The 19,913-nt window shown below is 43.7% G+C and carries 13 protein-coding genes; 6 read left to right on the top strand and 7 right to left on the bottom strand.

The window, feature by feature from the left end; genetic code table 11:
- Positions 1-37 precede the first annotated feature (37 nt).
- From istB to M4S28_RS21490, 4 genes are all read right to left on the bottom strand, one after another.
- Complete coding sequence (gene istB / locus M4S28_RS21505) at positions 38-787, bottom strand: IS21-like element helper ATPase IstB (protein WP_249631602.1); 750 nt, start codon at positions 785-787, stop codon at positions 38-40.
- Positions 787-2,277: an IS21 family transposase gene (istA, locus tag M4S28_RS21500; RefSeq protein WP_249631603.1), complete on the bottom strand. Its 1,491-nt coding sequence runs from the start codon at positions 2,275-2,277 to the stop codon at positions 787-789. The genes istB and istA overlap by 1 nt, the downstream gene beginning before the upstream one ends.
- A gap of 87 nt (positions 2,278-2,364) precedes the next feature.
- The gene (locus tag M4S28_RS21495) at positions 2,365-5,298 is read right to left on the bottom strand and encodes a M6 family metalloprotease domain-containing protein (RefSeq protein WP_249632801.1); all 2,934 of its coding nucleotides are present in this window, start codon (positions 5,296-5,298) and stop codon (positions 2,365-2,367) included.
- A gap of 263 nt (positions 5,299-5,561) precedes the next feature.
- The gene (locus M4S28_RS21490; protein ID WP_017077507.1) at positions 5,562-6,554 is read right to left on the bottom strand and encodes a sugar-binding transcriptional regulator; all 993 of its coding nucleotides are present in this window, start codon (positions 6,552-6,554) and stop codon (positions 5,562-5,564) included.
- Positions 6,555-7,013: 459 nt separating this feature from the next.
- Here M4S28_RS21490 and tal point away from each other — a divergent pair, with 459 nt between their 5' ends.
- Together tal and tkt are read left to right on the top strand one after the other, a co-directional pair.
- Positions 7,014-7,964 carry a transaldolase gene (tal, locus tag M4S28_RS21485; protein WP_029224345.1) on the top strand — a complete coding sequence of 317 codons (951 nt, stop codon included), beginning with the start codon at positions 7,014-7,016 and terminating at the stop codon, positions 7,962-7,964.
- Positions 7,965-8,054: 90 nt separating this feature from the next.
- Positions 8,055-10,046, top strand: coding sequence for a transketolase (gene tkt, locus M4S28_RS21480; protein ID WP_004731573.1), 1,992 nt, complete (start codon positions 8,055-8,057; stop codon positions 10,044-10,046).
- 183 nt (positions 10,047-10,229) lie between these two features.
- On the opposite strand, the gene M4S28_RS21475 is transcribed toward tkt, so the two are convergent.
- Both M4S28_RS21475 and M4S28_RS21470 read right to left on the bottom strand, forming a co-directional pair.
- Positions 10,230-11,792, bottom strand: coding sequence for a methyl-accepting chemotaxis protein (locus tag M4S28_RS21475; protein ID WP_249632800.1), 1,563 nt, complete (start codon positions 11,790-11,792; stop codon positions 10,230-10,232).
- A gap of 182 nt (positions 11,793-11,974) precedes the next feature.
- On the bottom strand, positions 11,975-12,442 hold the full coding sequence (locus M4S28_RS21470) for an Lrp/AsnC family transcriptional regulator (RefSeq protein ID WP_114635092.1): 468 nt from the start codon (positions 12,440-12,442) through the stop codon (positions 11,975-11,977).
- Positions 12,443-12,595: 153 nt separating this feature from the next.
- Between M4S28_RS21470 and M4S28_RS21465 the strand changes: the two genes are divergently transcribed.
- The 3 genes from M4S28_RS21465 to M4S28_RS21455 all read left to right on the top strand — a co-directional run bounded on the left by M4S28_RS21465 (position 12,596) and on the right by M4S28_RS21455 (position 17,267).
- Positions 12,596-13,561, top strand: a complete 966-nt coding sequence (locus tag M4S28_RS21465; RefSeq protein WP_061022313.1) for a hypothetical protein — start codon at positions 12,596-12,598, stop codon at positions 13,559-13,561.
- Between the two features lie 558 nt (positions 13,562-14,119).
- On the top strand, positions 14,120-14,455 hold the full coding sequence (locus M4S28_RS21460) for a hypothetical protein (protein ID WP_249633754.1): 336 nt from the start codon (positions 14,120-14,122) through the stop codon (positions 14,453-14,455).
- A gap of 55 nt (positions 14,456-14,510) precedes the next feature.
- Positions 14,511-17,267 carry an immune inhibitor A domain-containing protein gene (locus M4S28_RS21455; protein ID WP_249632799.1) on the top strand — a complete coding sequence of 919 codons (2,757 nt, stop codon included), beginning with the start codon at positions 14,511-14,513 and terminating at the stop codon, positions 17,265-17,267.
- Between the two features lie 281 nt (positions 17,268-17,548).
- Here the strand turns inward: M4S28_RS21455 and M4S28_RS21450 are convergent, their stop codons facing one another.
- Positions 17,549-18,724, bottom strand: coding sequence for an MFS transporter (locus M4S28_RS21450; RefSeq protein WP_249632798.1), 1,176 nt, complete (start codon positions 18,722-18,724; stop codon positions 17,549-17,551).
- Between the two features lie 275 nt (positions 18,725-18,999).
- Here M4S28_RS21450 and M4S28_RS21445 point away from each other — a divergent pair, with 275 nt between their 5' ends.
- Positions 19,000-19,890: a LysR family transcriptional regulator gene (locus tag M4S28_RS21445; protein ID WP_249632797.1), complete on the top strand. Its 891-nt coding sequence runs from the start codon at positions 19,000-19,002 to the stop codon at positions 19,888-19,890.
- The last annotated feature ends 23 nt before the right edge of the window (positions 19,891-19,913 follow it).

Here is a 19,913-nt window from a genome sequence, read left to right as displayed (position 1 = left end):
ATCCAGCGTCAATTAGCCTGGCCGGTTGAAGTCCTGTTTAACTTAGGTTTCGTTGTGCTTCCTTTCTCCTATAACTTTCACCTTTGCATTGTAAGATCTTCGCATGATGGATCAGCCTATCTATTGCTGCTACTGTCATCACTGTATTGTCGAACAGTTCATCCCATTCTTCGAACGATTGATTTGATGTGATGATTAAGCTGTATCGTTCATAGCGATGCGCTATCAACTCGAACAATACACTGGTCTCCTCACTCGTTTTTTGTACATAACCTATGTCATCTAAGATAAGTACATTGTACTTATCTAGCTTCATCAAGGCTTCTGACAGTCTCAACTCCTCTTTGGCGAGTTGAAGTTGCTGTACCAGCAAGTTGGCACTCATGAACTTGACACGGTGGCCATGCTCTATCAGCTTAAAACCCAGTCCGGCAGCTAAATGCGTTTTACCTAACCCACTCGCCCCGAACAGTAAGATATTATCGCCTGTTTTTACCCATTCTCTATGGTTAGCCAAGTGCCATACTTGTGCTTTATTTATGCCACTCACCGCTGCGAAGTCGTAACCATCAAGATATTTACCTGCTGGAAGGTTAGATTCTTTTAAGTGCCTCTGTAGGCGCTTTTCCTCACGACTATCTAGCTCTAGGCGACATAACTCTGCAAGATAGCGCTCTGCTGACCAGCTTTGATCACGCGCTTTTTCTGCCATTGGCTCCCATTGAGAGACAAGACTACCAAGGCGTAAAGATTTGAGGAGAAGAGGAAGAACATGCTGCTCTGACATTATTTCACCCCTTCTAAGATTTGCTGATAGCTCGATAAGGTATGCTGCTCTACTTTTGGACTGTCCGTCCAGACTTCATCTTGTAAGAACCTATCTTCACAGTCGAACAGAGTGGGTAGACGACCCACTCTGATACCATCTAGCACGAACCGGCCAACCGCTTCCTCCCTTTCTGACTTATTGGCCACATTCAACAGCTTCACCATATAGAAGCTTGCCTCGTCCATTGTGAGCTGAGCATCGACGTACTGCCAGATTTGACGATAATCCTCACTTGGTAACATTTCGTCTCGCCACTGACAGCCTCTGAAGGCTCTTGGCTTTTTCATTAAAGAACCAATGATGTGCCTATAATCAATTTGATGACCTCGACGGCATGAGCGTGTATGAACTCTGTCTAGGGTTAGGGTATGTTCGTCATGACAATAGACTTCGAGCGTTTTATCGAAGAGGTGGACACGAACCGTCCCCCCAATAAGGCGGGACGGAACTGAATAAGTGACCCTCTTGAGTTGGACTGTACTTGTTGTCGACACCTTCAGTACATGAACGGTGTAATTGACGCAGTCGTATTTAGGGAGCGGTTGTAATTGTCGCTGCTCGTCAACTAGCAGTGGTTTTGAGCGACGATTACGTCGCTCAACGAGTTGGTTAACGAACAACTCGTACTCATTTATTGTCTCGAAGTCATTGGAGCCTCGGATCGCCAACGCTTGGCGAATTTGGTTCTTCAGGTGGTTATTCGAGCTTTCTATGGCACCATTTTCATGAGCTATACCGGTATTATTTCTCGTTGGTTGGAAGCCATAATGTGTCGCGAGTTGTTGGAAGCTCTCCGTAAATTCACGTTCAGATGTGTTATTTTTATAAGCAGCGCTTAAGCTGTCTGTTCTCACCTCAAGAGGGACCCCTTCTGAGCGCTCAAAAGCCCCTTTTAGCCCTGTAGCAACGGCTGTAAAGCTTTCCCCACCGTAAACCACTTGTGCATGACTCCAACCACTGGCGGGCAAACGATAATTAAACAGTCTATGTTCCAGTTTTTCACCTTGGATCGTCACGATGAAGTCGGCCCATGTAAAGTCCATGATCCCTTGTTTGCCAAACTCCTTTTCCTGACGGAAGATGACTTCTTTATCTTCTCCGTGTAACAGGCGCCACTGACGGACTCGACGTTCTAATGTGCGTCGGTGGTTGGGTGAAAAACTATCGCTATGCTCTTCACAAAGATAGTCAAAAATACCGACAGGGGTAATTGACGCTGAGCGTTCAAGGAGTGGAAGAACCACTGAGTTCCAGACCGGTTCAAGGGGGTCGGTTCTTGTTCGATAACCTCGAGTCTTAATTGGGCCTAATTGTCGCTGTCCTGATTCAATTCGACGAGCGGAACGCTCAGAGAAGCCGGCTTTAGCCGCGGAGGTGGTTTGTGTTTTATCTTTTCGATTAGCCATGTATAGCCTTATTTGTTGATCTGTAATTCGTTTCCCTGGCACAAAGCTTTCCGGTAGAGAGTTTGTCCAGAATGTAGCAGATCAACCGGCCTATCTAATTGTCGCTGAACCGGTCAGGGTAATTGTCGCTCAATAAGGAACCGAGGATTCATTTGAAACATTCGGTAGAACTTCTATATCAAACGAACCAACCCATTCAACACCATCGGCCGATAAAGCCTTATATTTAATAGTGTCAATTAGAGCCAACTTACGTTGATTCGGTGCGTTATAAACGATCTTACTATCGACAATTTTTGCAATACCATTACGTGGAGATTCCAATATATATAATGTGTGAACATCTCCGTTAATATTAGGAACCAAATCGATTTCATCTCCATATTTTACTTGCAGAGATTTAGTACCCAAGAGTGATGCTTGCTTTCTTCGCACATCAACCACTACAGACTGCTTTGTATACCCTCCTGACGAGTCCTGTACCAGAATAGAAAATTTGTATTGCTCACCTTCCAAAGCATCTCTAGGTATCGTCACTTTAAGGGCTTTAGATTGTGCGCCACCTAACAACAATCTTGGTCCTTGTACTTGAGACCACGTAATTTGGTGCTCCGAAGAATCAACATCGATAATATTAGTTACCGTGAATATTACGGTTTCACCAGGCTCAGACTTTGCGTCTAACCGATCTAGAGTGAACTTCGGGGCGTCATTCACTGGATTTATATCAACTTCGACATCAGCAAAGTCCGTCTTATTTCCTAGTCGATCTACCAAACGGTATGTAAAACTATCACGACCAAACTGGTCTGACAGCGGAAAGTAAGTTCCATCTTTTATCACCCCTTTAGTCGGCTTCTGCCCTAGTTCTACAACATAATTATTAGGCTTCGGTAGATTGATATCATTCGCCAACAGATTGAGCATAAAAGGGATGTCTTCATCGGTCGATATCCTATCGTCAACAACAATAGGTTTGTCTTGTGTCGGCAGTTCAAAAAGTACTGCAAAAGGGAAATTCTGACCAAACCCACGACTCAAACCTCGAGTTTTGTAATCAGAAATGGTTCCCGAAAACTGTCTTTTTCTTTGTCCGTCTCCTAAATACGCATCTAAAAACTGAGTTGAGTATTCAGGAGTACCATTTTCAATCTCTAGAACAATTAACTTAGAGCCTAAACCAAGCTTAATCTTCTCGTCAAAAATGATTTGTCCGCCACCTTGCTGAGCAACGCCTCGGTGTAACAATCGAGCGGCGTTCTCGTCAACAGCTGCATTGCCGAATCTTGATTGATATGGGTATTCCACCAAACGATAGAACATCGGCATCGCTATGCTGGTTGCTTTCGCGTAAAAATGAATCCCTGCTATGTCTTGTTGGCCGTTAACCACATCAATAGAAAAGCCTAAAACATTACTATCCACGTTGTAACGTGGGTAAGTTCTTCCGAATGAGGTTACCCAAGACGATTTATTGTTTGAATTAGGCACCAATAAAGAGAAACTCGCTTTGGTATCATCGCTGACAATATTGGTTATCGATATATCCGTCTTTCTTCCTGCAGTAATCGCCGTTAAGGAAGGTTCAGAGTCATCTGAAAGATTAGTAACCGATTCTCTACCCGGGAAGACATCACCATCATCCCCAGACGAAAATCCGCTCTCAAGCAATCCCTGCCCATCAGCTTGAAATACCTGCACTTGCATTGGGCCGGAGCTGTTGAATTGGTTATCAATATTCACTGCCGTTATTAACAAACCCTCTCCACGAAGCGCTTGGTCGTAGTTATTTTTACGTCTATTTTCAATGTAAGCACGAGGCCCAAACTGCTTGAGGTAAGGATCGAGGTGAATAACACTTTCTCCCTTGATTGTGTCTATGTCGACACTACCGTTATTAGAGAGTACTTTTGGCTTTAAAAAACCTGACGCCTCTTTGCTCCACGCCAACATGTTAACCGGCGTTTCTCCAGCATACTGGTCACTGGGTTTACTGCCCCAACTACCACCTCCCATTAGCCCCCAATGTCCAATCGAACCATCATGCTTATAAGAATATAGATCCGGCAGCCCCAACATCAGGTGTCCAAGTTCATGAGCAATAACACCCATGGTTGATTGGTGGTCATCTTGATAATCTGCGAATAGGCAGTACGCGCTAATACGCTTGCCATCTATCTCAACAGTTCGGTGAGCAAACTTGTGCGGCCAAATAGTGGGCGTTTTACGTGTACCACTAGATTTGTCATTACCAGCAAACACAAACATCACGGACAGTTCTTGTGGGGAGATACTATCGTCATTGTTGTAGTCATATTGAGAAAGATTAAAGTCAACATCTAACGCTTCATACGCCTTGGTGAACACATTATTAAGTTTGCTTTGACAATTACTTTCAGACTTAGAGTGACAATTTGGATGATCTATATCCAACGTGACATTAATAACGCCATCATTTTTTGTTCCTTCATTTTCTTTGGCCGGAACAACTTTATAATTCCCATAACTATTTTTAAGGAAATAATCTTGAACACTTTGTTGGTTTTCACCAAATATCGTCGACTGAAAGTCATTGTCTATCTGTTCGTTTGAAAAGCTAACTTGTACTACTAGCAAAGCTTGCTCTGTGATTCTTTTTTTCGAAGGACTTTTTAAAAGTGAGCGTTGATTTTCTATTGGGGTAAATCTTTTAAGGTTTGCAGCAGGTGAGTCAAAAGATTCATTGATGTGTATTGGATCAATTTTCAGATTTTTTATGTTTGATTCTATTGGCACTTCAGCTTCACTCGAAGCCAGCACTCCAGTAGAAACAACTCGACCTGTACCATCATCATTTGTTTCATATTTGGCAAAATACCATTGATTATCAGTATTCTGAACGTATATGTGACCATCATTGTCTTGATACCAAAACATATGCTGTGAGCCCATTAATCGCAGTTCTTTTGTACTGCCGTCAATAAAGGTCATGGTGTGCCAGGTCGGCGCAGGTAAAGTCGTCGCTTGTACAGAGTAAACAGCGATGAGCGCTGTAATAAATGTACAAATTAATGTTGTCCTCATAAGGGTAATCTCGTTAGTCGAATTTCTCAGAAAGAGATAATTCATTTATTAAATGAAACGAGACCTTAACAATGAGGAATTATATTAACCAATTAACTTTCTAACTAAACCTATAAGTAATTTTTATAACCTTAATAATATAAACTTTACTTATAGGCACATAAATTTATTATAAAAATAAAAGATAGGTAACTCTATCTTTTATTCGTGTAACTTTTAATTAATCCGCCCACCTATTTAAATAATAGATCTTTCTAAAAAAACTATTGAGATGCTTGTTTCATCTGCTCATCTAAGTTAAGTACCGTTAAAGCATTACTTACACTAGTCGCAATCACATCAACTACGCCAGTTCTTAACGCACCTAATAAAGCTAATGGCTTACTGTTCTCGGCAGCGATGGCGATTACATCAGCGATAGGACGGAACTCTTCCAAGGCCAAACCAATCACACGGTCACTCATGACTGTATTTGCAGCTTTACCGTGAACGTCGAAAAAGTCATAGCCAGCAAAGTCACCGACGACACCTTGTAGTAAACGAGATTGAACGACCTCTCCCGCCGTAAACCAACCTAGGTCGACCATATAGCTGTTTTCACTCATATCACCGATACCCACTAATGCGACATCCGCTTTACGAGCTAGATCGAGTGTTTGCTTAACAGTACTGTTTTCCATGAACGCGGATTTTTGTGCTTTGTTTTCAGCATAAGCAGGCGCGTACAAGGTTTCAGAAGATCCGCCGTACTTTTTCGCTAGTTGTCTGCATATATGGTCGGCGTTAAACATACCGCCTCTTGGGTGAATGCCGCCGATACCACATACGAATTTACAATCACGTGGGGTAATTACGCCAGTATGGTGAGCAACAGACGATACGTTTCGACCTTGTCCTACTGTCACCACCATGCCGTTTTTCAGTGTACTGGTAAGATAGTTAGACACCAAACCAGCTACCTGTAACCGCTGCTTCTCTTCATTCGGTTGGTCTAATGCTACCAGCGCACGCTTAACACCAAACCGTTCGATGAGACGTTGTTCAATTTTGGCACTGAAGACAGGGTGATATTTCACGGTAATCTCTACAATCCCTTCGTCTCGGGCTTGTTTGAGCATTCGACCAACCTTTGCACGAGAGATAGAGAACTTTTTAGAGATCTCTTCTTGTGTAGCGCCATCTTGATAGTAAGCAACGGCTACTTCAGTGAGGAGATCAGTGTTTTCTTCGGAAACATCTTGGATATTCTTACTCATATACCACTCAACCAATATTTAACAATTATTTTACCTGCTGTACTTCCTAATATAGGAGAGCTCAGTAAGTGATACACAAGCTTACACCCTGAACATATGTAACAACAAGGAACATTTGCTCAGCATCATAACCATAGTTTTGTTGTTGATTAATTCACCTCACTTTGTTCGTTAAACGTTTGCTTGCATACCCCATGATTACTAGAGCGAAATATATTTGACTGAAGTCACCATACAGCACTATTTACCGTTGACTTTGGGGCTAGATCGGATAAATATGGCTACATCATTTACTCATCGAGCGAACAAATGTTCTGTGCAAATGTTCGTTCGGAGAAAAATTTAAATTAATGTAAGTTAGGCTCACTGGTACAACCATGAGGAACTTCATTAGTTCGCTTGCAAATGCCCACACCTCTCCCATTAAAGGGGTGTTCTGCGATACATAGGATGATCAAAATGAGCAATAAATTAGAGCAACTTCGTAAACTAACAACTGTTGTAGCTGACACTGGCGATATCGAAGCTATCAGCAAGTACACTCCGGAAGATGCAACAACTAACCCATCTCTAATTCTTAAAGCCGCTCAAATTGCTGAGTACGCACCTCTAATCGATGCTTCTATCGAATACGCTAAAGCGCAAAGCGCTGATAAAGCACAACAAGTTCAAGACACTTGTGACATGCTTAACGTGAACATCGGTAAAGAAATCCTTAACGTTGTACCTGGCCGTATCTCTACTGAAGTAGATGCTCGTCTTTCTTACGACATGGAAGGCAGCGTTGCTAAAGCTCGTCAACTTATCAAAATGTACAACGACGCTGGCATCACTAACGACCGCATCCTTATCAAACTGGCTTCTACTTGGGAAGGCATCCGTGCGGCTGAAATCCTAGAGAAAGAAGGCATCAACTGTAACCTAACGCTTCTATTCTCTTTCGCTCAAGCACGTGCTTGTGCTGAAGCGGGCGTATTCCTTATCTCTCCTTTCGTTGGTCGCATCATGGACTGGTACAAAGCGAAAGAAGGTCGCGATTTCGAAGCTTCAGAAGATCCAGGCGTAATCTCTGTTTCAGACATCTACAACTACTACAAAGAGCACGGTTACAAGACTGTTGTTATGGGCGCAAGCTTCCGTAACATCGGTGAGATCCTTGAACTTGCTGGCTGTGACCGTCTAACTATCGCTCCTCAACTTCTAGCTGACCTAGAAGCAGCTGAAGGCGAAGTAGTAGAGAAGCTAATCGACTCTAACGGTACTAAAGAGCGTCCTGCTGCAATGACTCACGCTGAGTTCCTATGGGATCACAACCAAGACCCAATGGCTGTAGAGAAGCTAGCTGAAGGCATCCGCAACTTCGCCGTAGACCAAGGCAAACTAGAAGACATGATCGCAGCTAAGCTGTAATCACTACCGAATAAATAAGAGGAACGAATTTCGTTCCTCTTTTACATCTATCCACGAATTTTTAATTTCGAATCAATTTTGGAAGCAATTATGAACCGCAAACATCTAGCTAACGCGATCCGTGCTCTAAGCATGGACGGCGTACAACAAGCAAACTCTGGTCACCCTGGCGCACCTATGGGCATGGCTGACATCGCTGAAGTACTTTGGCGCTCTCACCTAAACCACAACCCGTCAAACCCAGAGTGGGCTGACCGCGACCGTTTTATCCTGTCTAACGGCCACGGCTCTATGCTGATTTACTCTCTGCTTCATCTAGCAGGTTACGAGCTTTCAATTGAAGACCTTAAGAACTTCCGTCAACTGCACTCTAAGACTCCAGGTCACCCAGAGTACGGCTACGCACCAGGTATCGAAACAACGACTGGTCCTCTAGGTCAAGGCATCACCAACGCTGTTGGTATGGCGATGGCTGAAAAAGCTCTTGCGGCACAGTTCAACAAAGAAGGCCACGACATCGTAGACCACTACACTTATGCATTCATGGGTGATGGCTGTCTGATGGAAGGTATTTCTCACGAAGCATGTTCTCTAGCGGGTACGCTAGGTCTTGGTAAGTTGGTTGCTTTCTGGGATGACAACGGCATCTCTATCGATGGCGAAGTGGAAGGTTGGTTCTCTGACGATACTCCTAAGCGTTTTGAAGCTTACGGCTGGCACGTAATCCCAGCAGTTGATGGTCACGATGCTGACGCTATCAACGCGGCTATCGAAGCAGCTAAAGCGGATCCTCGTCCGACTCTAATCTGTACTAAAACTGTAATCGGCTTTGGTTCTCCAAACAAAGCAGGTACGCACGACTGTCACGGTGCACCATTAGGCGCTGATGAAATCGCAGCAACTCGTAAGCAACTAGGTTGGGAGCACGGTCCTTTTGAAATTCCGTCGGAAGTTTACTCAGAGTGGGATGCGAAAGAAGCAGGCGCAGCTAAGGAAGCAGCGTGGAACGAGAAACTTGCAGCTTATGAAGCAGCATACCCTGAGCTGGCAGCTGAATTCAAACGCCGCGTAAACGGTGATCTTCCTGCTGAATGGGAAGAGAAAGCATCGGCAATCATCGCTGATCTTCAAGCTAACCCAGCAAACATCGCATCACGTAAAGCATCTCAAAATGCACTAGAAGCGTTCGGTGCTATGCTACCTGAATTCATGGGCGGCTCTGCTGACCTTGCGCCTTCTAACCTGACTATGTGGTCTGGTTCTAAGTCTCTTGAAGCAAATGACTTCTCTGGTAACTACATCCACTACGGTGTACGTGAATTCGGTATGACGGCTATCATGAACGGTATCGCTCTGCACGGTGGTTTCGTACCATACGGCGCAACGTTCCTAATGTTCATGGAATACGCTCGTAACGCTATGCGTATGGCTGCTCTGATGAAAACTCAGAACATCCAAGTTTACACACATGACTCTATCGGTCTTGGCGAAGATGGTCCAACTCACCAACCAGTTGAGCAGATCGCTTCTCTACGTCTGACTCCAAACATGAGCACATGGCGTCCATGTGACCAAGTTGAGTCTGCAGTTGCTTGGAAACTGGCAATCGAGCGTAAAGATGGTCCTTCTGCACTTATCTTCTCTCGTCAAAACCTTGCACAACAAGATCGTGACGCTGAGCAAGTAGCAAACATCGCTAAGGGTGGTTACATCCTGAAAGATTGCGCTGGCAAGCCAGAGCTAATCATCATTGCAACGGGTTCTGAAGTTGAGCTAGCGGTTAGCGCTGCTGCTGAACTAACAGCTGAAGGTAAAGCGGTACGTGTAGTATCTATGCCTGCAACTGATGCATTCGACAAGCAAGACGCTGAATACCGTGAGTCTGTACTTCCGTCAGACGTTACAGCACGTATCGCTGTAGAAGCTGGCATCGCTGACTTCTGGTACAAGTACGTTGGCTTCGGTGGCAAAATCATCGGCATGACAACGTTCGGCGAATCTGCACCAGCAGGCGAGCTATTCAAGATGTTCGGTTTCACTACTGAAAACGTAGTAAACACAGCGAAAGAGATTCTTGCTTAGTCTGTTAATCCGTTAGCTGATTTCTAAGCACATAATAGAAAGCCCTACTCTTTTGAGTAGGGCTTTTTTGTATCTGTTGCCTGTTAATCTGTTATCTGTTCTTTTGGCTCACAAAAAAGCCCTGCTAGCTTCGCAAGGCTCTTTCTTGTTTCTTAATTTCTCATTCGGGTTTGAATTTGGCAGCTACTTCTCTTCGAAGCGCTTCGCCAAGTGATAGAACTCATTCACTTGCTCTTTTAGCTCAGTGGAGTGGTCTTTCACGGAATGCGTTGCCACTAAATTTTGCTCTGCAGTAGACGCGATAGACTGCATATGTAGGTTTACATCACTCGATAGCTGACGCTGTTTATGCGCGGAGCTTTCAACCGACTGCATCAAATCGTTCATCGATTGCATTAATGTTTCGACTTCAGACAAGCGATCTGCACTCACTTTCGCAACATCGCCACACGCATCCGTTTGCTCTCGGTTCACCAGAATATCCTTTTGCCAGCCTTCAATCGTCGCTAGCATGGTGTCGATACTCTCTTTGATCTGAACCGTCGCCTTTGACGTACGACCCGATAGCGCACGTACTTCGTCTGCAACAACGGCAAAGCCTCGTCCTTGCTCGCCCGCTCTAGCCGCTTCAATTGCTGCGTTTAGTGCCAACAAGTTGGTTTGTTCGGCGATTCCACCAATCTCTTCCATTATCTTGCTTACGCTCTGCGCTTGATCGCTCAATTGGTAAGTTGTTTGAGTCGCCTTTTCAGCCTGTGAAGCTAAGCTTTCTAAATTTCGATGGGTTTGATTAATGCTCTCTTTAGCACCAGCACAGGTTTGCAAAGTTACATCAACAATCTGGTGCGCTTCTTCTGTACGAGAAGAGACCTCGTTCGCGGTGACTTCAACCTCTTCAGTCGCCTCTCGTACTTGAAGAATGTCTTTTGTTTGTTGATCTAAAGCTTCAGATACTTCAAATGACGTAGCATTCAGGTTGTCCGCCAAATCCTGTAGTGGCTTGGCTGAGTCTGTCATGCGACCTAGTACCGTGCGGATTCGTGCAGACAATAGTTTTAAGTGAAAATCGGCAACAGAGAACTGACTATTACCTGAATAGACAAGGCGACTGACACTATCGAATTTAGATTGCAGCTTTTTTAACTGCAATGGAGTATCAATGAGCTCTTGTCGGAAAAGCAATGCTAATGCGGAAACAGGAAGTAGGCTCAACAACCATTGCGATACTTGCCCTACTTCGATCAGGTTTGAAACCAAAGGGGCTGCTAAAGAACCTAGTAACACTGCGTAACGTACACTGTCACTGATCTGTAACGACCATTGACGACCCGATCTCTCTGCCTTCAATAAGCTTTGGTAAGCCTTATCCGCGACTTGTACCCATTCGTTTTTAGGCTTAACACGAACCGATTGGTAGCCACTCACCTTCCCGCCATCATAAATAGGGGTAACGTAAGCATCAACCCAGTAGTAACCACCAGATTGGGTTTTATTTTTTACGATACCGCGCCACGCTTTACCCTGCTTTAGGTTAACCCACATATCGGCAAAAGCCGCTTTCGGCATATCGTTATGCCTCACGATATTGTGGTGTTGCCCTAGCAACTCTTGTTGGCTGTATTCTGCGATACGACAAAAAGCATCATTACTGTAAGTAATCACACCTTTAAGGTCGGTAGTCGAGACAAGTTGTTCGTTTTCGCTTAGAAGCGTTTCACGAGATTGAGAAGATGAACTGACAGTCATTTATATTAACTTTTGTTAATTATTGTTTTAGGCGAGGAATATATACAATTATTAAAGTTATGACAAAATGTGAACGTCACATTTTATGTAAATGCCTGCTATTTATACAAAAATACGCCTGACACCTCACAAAGCTCAAAGCTTCACGCCCTTTCTTTTCTCTTCTCTTCTCAAATTCACGGTCATGACTCATCTAAGTTCACTGCAGTGGTAAATTTCACGGTTCTCATTGAAACAGAGGTATGGAACTTGCGAATGTTTAAATCTTTGCGCAGTACTCGTTCAACAAAATCTTCGTAGGCTTGAATGTCTTTGACCGTCACAATCAGCATAAAGTCAAAGCTGCCCGATATCTGATAGCACTGCGTGACCTCTGACGCCTTAGAAATAGAATGGCGAAAGATTTGATAAATATCCCCTCGGTCTCGTTCCATTTCTACGGACACAACCAAAGTCATCTTACTGCCTGTAAGTTCTGGGTTGATGATAGACACATCATTCACAATCACGCCTTCCTCTCTCAATCGTTTCACTCGCTTTAAACAAGCCGGAGGCGATAACCCAACCATCTCAGCCAATGTTAGGTTTGGGATTCGGTTGTTCTTCTGCAGTTCAACGAGAATATTTCTATCTATACGATCAATTTCCATAATTTCTCAAAACTCTATTTTTGTGACTAATAATTTCAAATATTACGACAAATAAAAAATTCGAGTCGAATATTGATGTAGATTTTGAAATAACCATCACAATAATCAAGGTAAGATCTTCTCATTCCAAACAATCGAACCATGGTCGTAACTATGAAATCAATCTATCAATTTTTTAAAGAACTCCTCAGAGAGATTTTCGATGTCACCTCGACTCTTTTCCGAATCATGATTCCAATCATCATCGTGATAAAGGTCGTTGAAGAACTTGGCGGCGTCGTGATTCTTAGCGAATGGCTAAGCCCAATAATGGAAAGCGTCGGATTACCGAAAGAAATGGGCTTGGTATGGGCAACCACCATACTCACTAACATCTATGCGGGGCTGATTATTCTTATTAATTCCGATGCTCCCTTAACGGTTGCTCAAGCCTCGGTTTTAGGCAGCATGATGCTACTAGCGCATTCATTACCGATTGAGGGTGCAATAGCTAAAAAGGCGGGTGTGAGTTGGCTGGCTACGCTATCAGTGAGAGTCGGTGGTAGCTTGGTGCTGGCATGGTTACTCAATCTCAGTTATCAAGACGGGGATTTGCTCAACTACCCAGCAACCGTGCTTTGGCAGCCTGAAGTATCTGGAGACACGAGCTATCTTGGATGGGCTATTGAGCAGCTAAAGAGTTTTGCTGTTATCTTCATCGTCATTTCAGCACTATTACTGCTACTCAAGATTTTAAAGATTCTAGGCGTTGAAAAGCTCATGGCAATATTGTTAAGACCCTTCTTGAGACTGCTAGGAATTAGCAAGGACGCAACCAACTTAACGATCATCGGAATCACGCTTGGTCTTTCGTTTGGCGGCGGCTTATTGATCAATGAAGCTAAAAAGGGACATATCTCGGCGAGAGATGTATTCACTGCAATCATGCTGCTCAATCTACTCCACAGTTTGATTGAAGATACACTTTTGATCATGTTAATTGGGGCTGACTTTTACACCATATTTTGGGGAAGGTTAGTATTCTCAGTGCTGGTTATCGCCTTAATATCAAACGTCATTAAGCGCATGAATCCACGTACTTGTGAACGTTATTTTTATCGTGATGTCTCTCAGTCATAAGTAAATCGCCAACGAGAATAAAAGGAAAAGAGCTCAAATACGGGCTCTTTTTTACAGCTTGGTGCTCCTATCACCTCCGCTATTGTTAAATTTCACGCCCTTGAAACACTGAAAATCATTCTCAACACCCCAATTATTGATATTTCGAGTGAAAATAATTTCAGCATGAGTATTTACTAATAACTCAATTATTACATGCATTTTTTAAACATAGATAATAAAACACATATATTACTATTATCACTCCATACCTTGTATAACGCGCTCTCAAGATAATAACCACTTCCCAACTAATGTTGTTAAAAATCCAAACTATCAACTATTCATTCAACGAAACCCACTAAATAGCTGATAATAAAATAAATAACACCCCTTATTTGATATTAACTTTAAATGTTGAAATCGGAACGAACAATGATTTGTAATAATTATCCATTTGATTGGTGAATTTTATAAATATATTTTGTTACATAATCAAAACTGATGGCTCTTATGAATATGTTCCTTATAGCAGCGCCTGTTACAACTGAGACTCTTACAACTAAGACTCTTACAAAAATACCCAGAAAAACAATGGCTTTAATAGTTCTCATTTTTTCCTCACTGTCACAGGCTTCCACTATTGAGAACGACGAACTATTGCTGAAGTCATTGATTGAACGAGGCGTTATCTGTCCAGGCTTAACCTATGAGGGCAATCAAGAAGCTTTGCGTATCTATCTAAACGCTAAAAAAGTAAAGAGCACTCAGTTTGATTCAAAAAATAGAAAAGAGACAACCAATACAAAAGAAATAGAAAGTATAAAAGAGATAGAAAGTACGAAAAATACAGCAAACACACGTCAGTTAAATAAGACACCACAAGAGTGTATTAGGCCAGACTCGGACAACTGATTCAAATAAGGCAGTTGATACTGATATCGACATGGAAATATAAAAAGGAAATATAATGAAAATGATGAGAAAAACATTGTTGGCTTCAGCAATGCTTACTCTATTTAGCGTCAGTAGTTATGCAAAAACACCTATTGATTTAGGCGTTGTTAATGAAGACAAACTTATTGAAATGCTAGTTAGACAAGGCTTAGTCGACCAAGATGCAACCGATGTGGCAAAACACGACGCACTTGACCGTTACTTAAAAAATAAGATCAATTCAGGTTTTAAAGGCGACGCTCAATTCGGTAAAAAAGCACTTGAACAACGAGCGAAAATACTCAAAGCCATCGAAAAAGGATCCGGTGTTAAAAAAGCGAGTGTCTTTGCTTTAGAAGTCGGCACCAAGCGTACCGATAAAGTACTCGCTCTGTTAGTCGATTTCCCTGATTTGAACTGGGATAATAACAAGCTGACCGAAGAGCACACGCAAATGCTCTACGAGAGCTACAACCCTGAACATTATCAAGAGTTGTTGTTTTCAAATTCTGGCTACACAGGGCCAAATGGCGAAAACCTAATCTCGATGCGTCAGTATTACCAAAGCGAATCAGGTGATAGTTACAGCGTTGCAGGTCAAGCTGCGGGTTGGTATCGCGCCTCTAAACCTGCGTCATTCTATGGTGGTAACTCCCCGACGACCGACAACGACTTAAACGCACAGGAACTGGTTCGTGAAGCACTTAATCAATTGGCTCAAGATCCGAGTATCAACCTAGCCGATTACGATATCGAAGATCGTTACGATTACGACGGTGACGGAAACTTCCGTGAACCAGATGGTGTGATTGATCACCTAATGGTATTCCACGCATCTGTTGGCGAAGAAGCCGGTGGTGGTGTATTGGGCCCTGACGCTATCTGGTCACACAGATTCAACCTTGGTCGCACACATGTGCTTGAAGGTACCTCTAGCTCGCTTCCCGACCGCTTTGGTGGCCAATACGCGGCATTTGATTACACCATTCAACCGATTGATGCAGCAGCGGGTGTCTGTGCTCACGAGTATGGCCATGATTTAGGCTTACCAGACGAGTACGACACGCAATACACAGGTAAGGGTGAACCAGTATCTTACTGGTCAATCATGTCTTCAGGCAGCTGGGCTGGCAAAATTGGTGGCACACAACCAACGGCATTCAGCTCTTGGGCAAAGCACTTCCTACAAAAATCGATTGGTGGTCGCTGGGTTAACGATGATCAAATCTCGATTGATGACCTAGAAGACAACCCACAAGTTTATACGCTGTTCCAAACAACGGATAACAGCCGTCCGAACATGATTAAGGTCGATCTTCCTGAAAAGCAAATTGAAAGTCTGAGACCCTTTGAGGGAGAGTATTCATTCCACTCTCAAAAAGGCGATGATCTGAAAAATAGCATGACTCGCAAGTTGGTGATTCCAGCGGGTGATTCTGCATTGCTTTCGTTCAAAACGTGGTATGAAATTGAGAAAGACTACGACTTCGCTCGCGTGCTAATCAACGGACAAGCAATAGCTGGCAACATCACCTCAATGGATGACCCATACAATACTGGCCTCGTTCCTGCTATTGGCGGCGAATCTAGCGGGTGGATTGACGCTGAGTTTGACGTATCACAATGGGTAGGCCAAGAAGTAGAGCTTTCGTTTGAGTACATCACCGATGGTGGCTTGGCGATGGAAGGCTTCTATCTGGATAACCTCAGTGTGGTCGTGGATGGTGAAGTAACCTCAATAGACGATGGAGAAAGCAACTCCACCTTCGCCCTAAATGGCTACAAGCTAAGTAATGGATTCCACCAAGCGCAACACTACTACCTACTGCAATGGCGTAGCCACATGGACGTTGATGAAGGCCTAGCCAACATCAAACGCATGGGCCAACTCATCTCATTCGATCCAGGTTTGATCATTTGGTACGTAGACGAGTCGCTGACTGATAACTGGGTAGGCAAACACCCAGGTGAAGGTTGGTTAGGCGTGGTCGATGCAGACCAGAATGCCATGACTTGGGAAAAATCCGGTGAAGTCGCTCAAACTCGTTATCAAGTTCGTGATGCTGCGTTTTCACTCAAAGATCATACCCCAATGCGTCTTGTGAACAGCGACGATGATGTACTTGAAGATACCAGTTTGGTTGGCAATGCTAGCTTCTCTGACGACCAAGATTACACCTCTCCACAAGCGCCTGATTCAGGACGTATCCTAACGGAGTTTGGCTTAGCCGTTGATATTGTGAATCAGAGTGACAACAACGAATACGGCGTGGTTCGCTTATCGAAAGTAAGCCAACACAACATCGCCCCTACTGCGAACTTCGAGCTCAATGTCACTGGCCTGAACATTTCTGCACGTAACTTCAGTTCTGATCAAGACGGTGAGATCGCCAGTTATCTATGGGACTTTGGCAACGGCACAACAAGTAACGAAGTGGCACCAACTTGGTCTTACGAGCAAGCCGGTGAATACACGGTGAACTTGACTGTTGTTGACGACAAAGGCGCTACCGATTCATTTAGATCCGTAGTGAGTGTTGAATCTCCAAACGCCCTTCCAGAAGCGAGTGCAAAGTACATTCACTTGGGTCGCTGGGTAACCATGTGGTCTACGAGTTCAGACAGCGATGGTCGTATTGTTGATACCGAGTGGACACTTCCAAACGGAAAGGTGAAACGAGGTCGCACATTCACTTCAATCTTCCCTTCATACGGAAAGCACGAGGTGACACTGAAGATAATCGATGACCAAGGCGGGATTACAACTAAGACAATTTTGGTCGACCTGTAGCTCATCTTGGGTCTTAGGTCTTAGGTCTTAGGTCTTAGGTCTTAGGTCTTAAACGATAGACCATCAAAATAAGTACGCGGCTCTATCACGCGTACTTACAAGCAAGCTTAAGCACTGTTGTCTTCGAGCATGAGCCAAGACAGCAGTTTTAAGGAAACGTTATTATTTAAGCCGTAAGCAAAAGCCCTACCGATTTGGTAGGGCTTTTTATTGGTCGCAGTTTGAGATACTAAGGTTTTAATCACAGTAACGAATTTACTGAACCACCATTCGATGAGCCATTACACAGGCTGCTTTTGAATACGCGATTTACGGGCACTAAATGCGAACAGCAAGATAACAGCTAACACGAATGGTAATACGTAGATATTGAGGTTCTGCCACCCTGCTGTCGATTCTAGCCAGCCAGAGAGCATCGCTGTAATAGTCACACAGCCAAAGACAATAAATTCATTAAACGCTTGTGCCTTAGCTTTATTCTGCGATTGGTAGGACTGACTAAACAAACCTGTTGCCGCGATAAACATGAAGTTCCAACCCACACCAAGCACAACCAAGGCCGCTCTGAAGTGCCAAATAGATTCGCCATGAATGTTAATCGCGATACAGACGACGAACAGAATCCCGCCTGCCAAGATCATCATTCTTGAGCCAAACCTCTCGATAAGTGATCCGGTAAAAAATGCAGGTACAAACATCCCCAGAACATGCCACTCAATCACGCCAGCAGCTTTAGTAAAGTCAAAACCACAGCCAATCATTGCCAATGGCGTTGCAGTCATCAAAATGTTCATTACGGCGTAAGCAACCATGGCTGCAAAGACCGCACCAATAAAGTTCGGTGCTTTAACGATCACACGTAAAGGATCGGCTTTGGGAGCCTGACTATTAAAAGAGACTTTAGGAAACTGAATGGTTTGTAAGATGAGTAACGCAAGAATGTTCAAACCAATCAAAGAAGCAAAAGCACCAATGTACAAGCCATCTGCTGACCATTGTTGAGACATGATCGCTAAGTTAGGCCCGAGTACCGCCGCCAACACTCCACCAGCCATTGATATTGAAATCGCACGGTGGCGTGCATTTTCGTCACACACTTCGATAGCAGCAAAACGATAAAGCGTGCCAAAACCTATGCCTATCCCAAGTAAGAACGTGGCGAAACAAAACAGATAGAAATTTTGCTGAGACAGTGCGTAGGTTGCAAGACTAGCCCCAGTAATGCCAACCACATTACCAATGCTAAATCCTCGCTTTCTCCCTAACTTGCCTGAAATTAGAGACGCAGGAATAGTGGCTGCCATTAAACCCAAAAACTGCAGCGCAACCGGCAAGGTAATCATGCTCACACTGGGCGCAATCTGCTTGCCGATCAAGCCAATCACAGAGATCAGTAATATGTTACCCGTCATCAACAAGGCCTGACACAGTGAGAGCAGCCAAACATTTCTATTCATCTTCGTTCCTAAATATGAGCACAGTTGGTCAATAGACCAAATAATCAACAAAGTCGCAACACTTTGTTACTCATAGCAACTCTACAAAGCGGCCAATAGACCAATATCAATAGTTACCACCATATGACTTTGATTAGCGTTACTTAAGACGCTAGAGTTGAAATTATCATTACTTAAGATAATAATAATTTTCTGTTATTTATAGGCTTTGTTACTTAGAGACTTTATTACTTATAAGTCTTGTTATTTATAGGCTTTAGCATTTGAAGGTGAGTATGATCAATCCACTTTGGCTCAATACATTTAAGACTCTGGTTGAAGTTGGACATTTCACCCAAACCGCAGAAAAGTTGTACATGACACAACCAGGAGTGAGCCAGCACATCAAGAAGCTTGAACAAGCTTGCAATTGTGACCTGCTTTCTCGGGAAAATAAAAGCTTCGAGCTGACCGAACAGGGTCGGATTATGTATCGCTATGCGCTCAAGCTAGAAAAAGACCAAGAAGATTTATTCGAATCTCTGAGTTTTGACAATCCTTATGCTGGGCAATGTCATCTATCCTGTTCGGGTTCACTCTCTTTACGTCTGTATCCCAAGCTTCTTGAACTGCAGCAGCAACATCAAGACCTCAGCATCAACCTAGAAGCGGCTCCAAACAAAAAGATATTGAACGACCTAATCCGAGGCACCACCGATATCGGCATTGTTAGGCACTCCCCAAACGACAGTTACTATCAGAGCCAAGTCATTGGTAAAGAAGCACTCTGCCTCATCGTTCACAGCAGTCTGGCTCACTTAGAGATAACTCCACAAGTACTGCACGACATTGGCCTGATTGCGCATCCAGATTCTGCTCACTACCTGTCTTTGTATTTCGAACTGTGTGGAGACAAGGATCTCGCGAACATCAACGTTAATGAAATACCAAGATCTGGCTACATCAATCAGCTTCACCAGATCTTGCTGCCAGTATCGAAAGGGTTAGGCTTTACCGTCTTACCGGCAGGTGCAGTTGAGCACTTCCCAGAAAGAGACAAGTTGCACGTTGTGCCACCCAAAGTAGAGGTTGAGGAAATACTGTATCTGGTTCAAAAACGAAACAGAAAACTGCCGCACCGATACGATACAGTTATCGATCTGATCAAACAAAACGTGAGTGGTTAGAAGCGTTGATTAGTTGATTAGTT

This window comes from Vibrio sp. J383 (genome assembly GCF_023503985.1).
Lineage (GTDB): Bacteria > Pseudomonadota > Gammaproteobacteria > Enterobacterales > Vibrionaceae > Vibrio > Vibrio splendidus.
This window is presented reverse-complemented; position numbering and strand designations above follow the sequence as displayed.

What these genes read in the sequence shown, in the direction of transcription:
- M4S28_RS21455 (WP_249632799.1), top strand. Translation starts at nt 14,511, where the DNA reads ATGAAAATGATGAGAAAAACATTGTTGGCTTCAGCAATGCTTACTCTA.
- istB (WP_249631602.1), bottom strand. Translation starts at nt 787, where the DNA reads ATGTCAGAGCAGCATGTTCTTCCTCTTCTCCTCAAATCTTTACGCCTT.
- M4S28_RS21465 (WP_061022313.1), top strand. Translation starts at nt 12,596, where the DNA reads ATGAAATCAATCTATCAATTTTTTAAAGAACTCCTCAGAGAGATTTTC.
- M4S28_RS21495 (WP_249632801.1), bottom strand. Translation starts at nt 5,298, where the DNA reads ATGAGGACAACATTAATTTGTACATTTATTACAGCGCTCATCGCTGTT.
- tal (WP_029224345.1), top strand. Translation starts at nt 7,014, where the DNA reads ATGAGCAATAAATTAGAGCAACTTCGTAAACTAACAACTGTTGTAGCT.
- tkt (WP_004731573.1), top strand. Translation starts at nt 8,055, where the DNA reads ATGAACCGCAAACATCTAGCTAACGCGATCCGTGCTCTAAGCATGGAC.
- M4S28_RS21470 (WP_114635092.1), bottom strand. Translation starts at nt 12,442, where the DNA reads ATGGAAATTGATCGTATAGATAGAAATATTCTCGTTGAACTGCAGAAG.
- M4S28_RS21445 (WP_249632797.1), top strand. Translation starts at nt 19,000, where the DNA reads ATGATCAATCCACTTTGGCTCAATACATTTAAGACTCTGGTTGAAGTT.
- M4S28_RS21475 (WP_249632800.1), bottom strand. Translation starts at nt 11,792, where the DNA reads ATGACTGTCAGTTCATCTTCTCAATCTCGTGAAACGCTTCTAAGCGAA.
- M4S28_RS21490 (WP_017077507.1), bottom strand. Translation starts at nt 6,554, where the DNA reads ATGAGTAAGAATATCCAAGATGTTTCCGAAGAAAACACTGATCTCCTC.
- M4S28_RS21450 (WP_249632798.1), bottom strand. Translation starts at nt 18,724, where the DNA reads ATGAATAGAAATGTTTGGCTGCTCTCACTGTGTCAGGCCTTGTTGATG.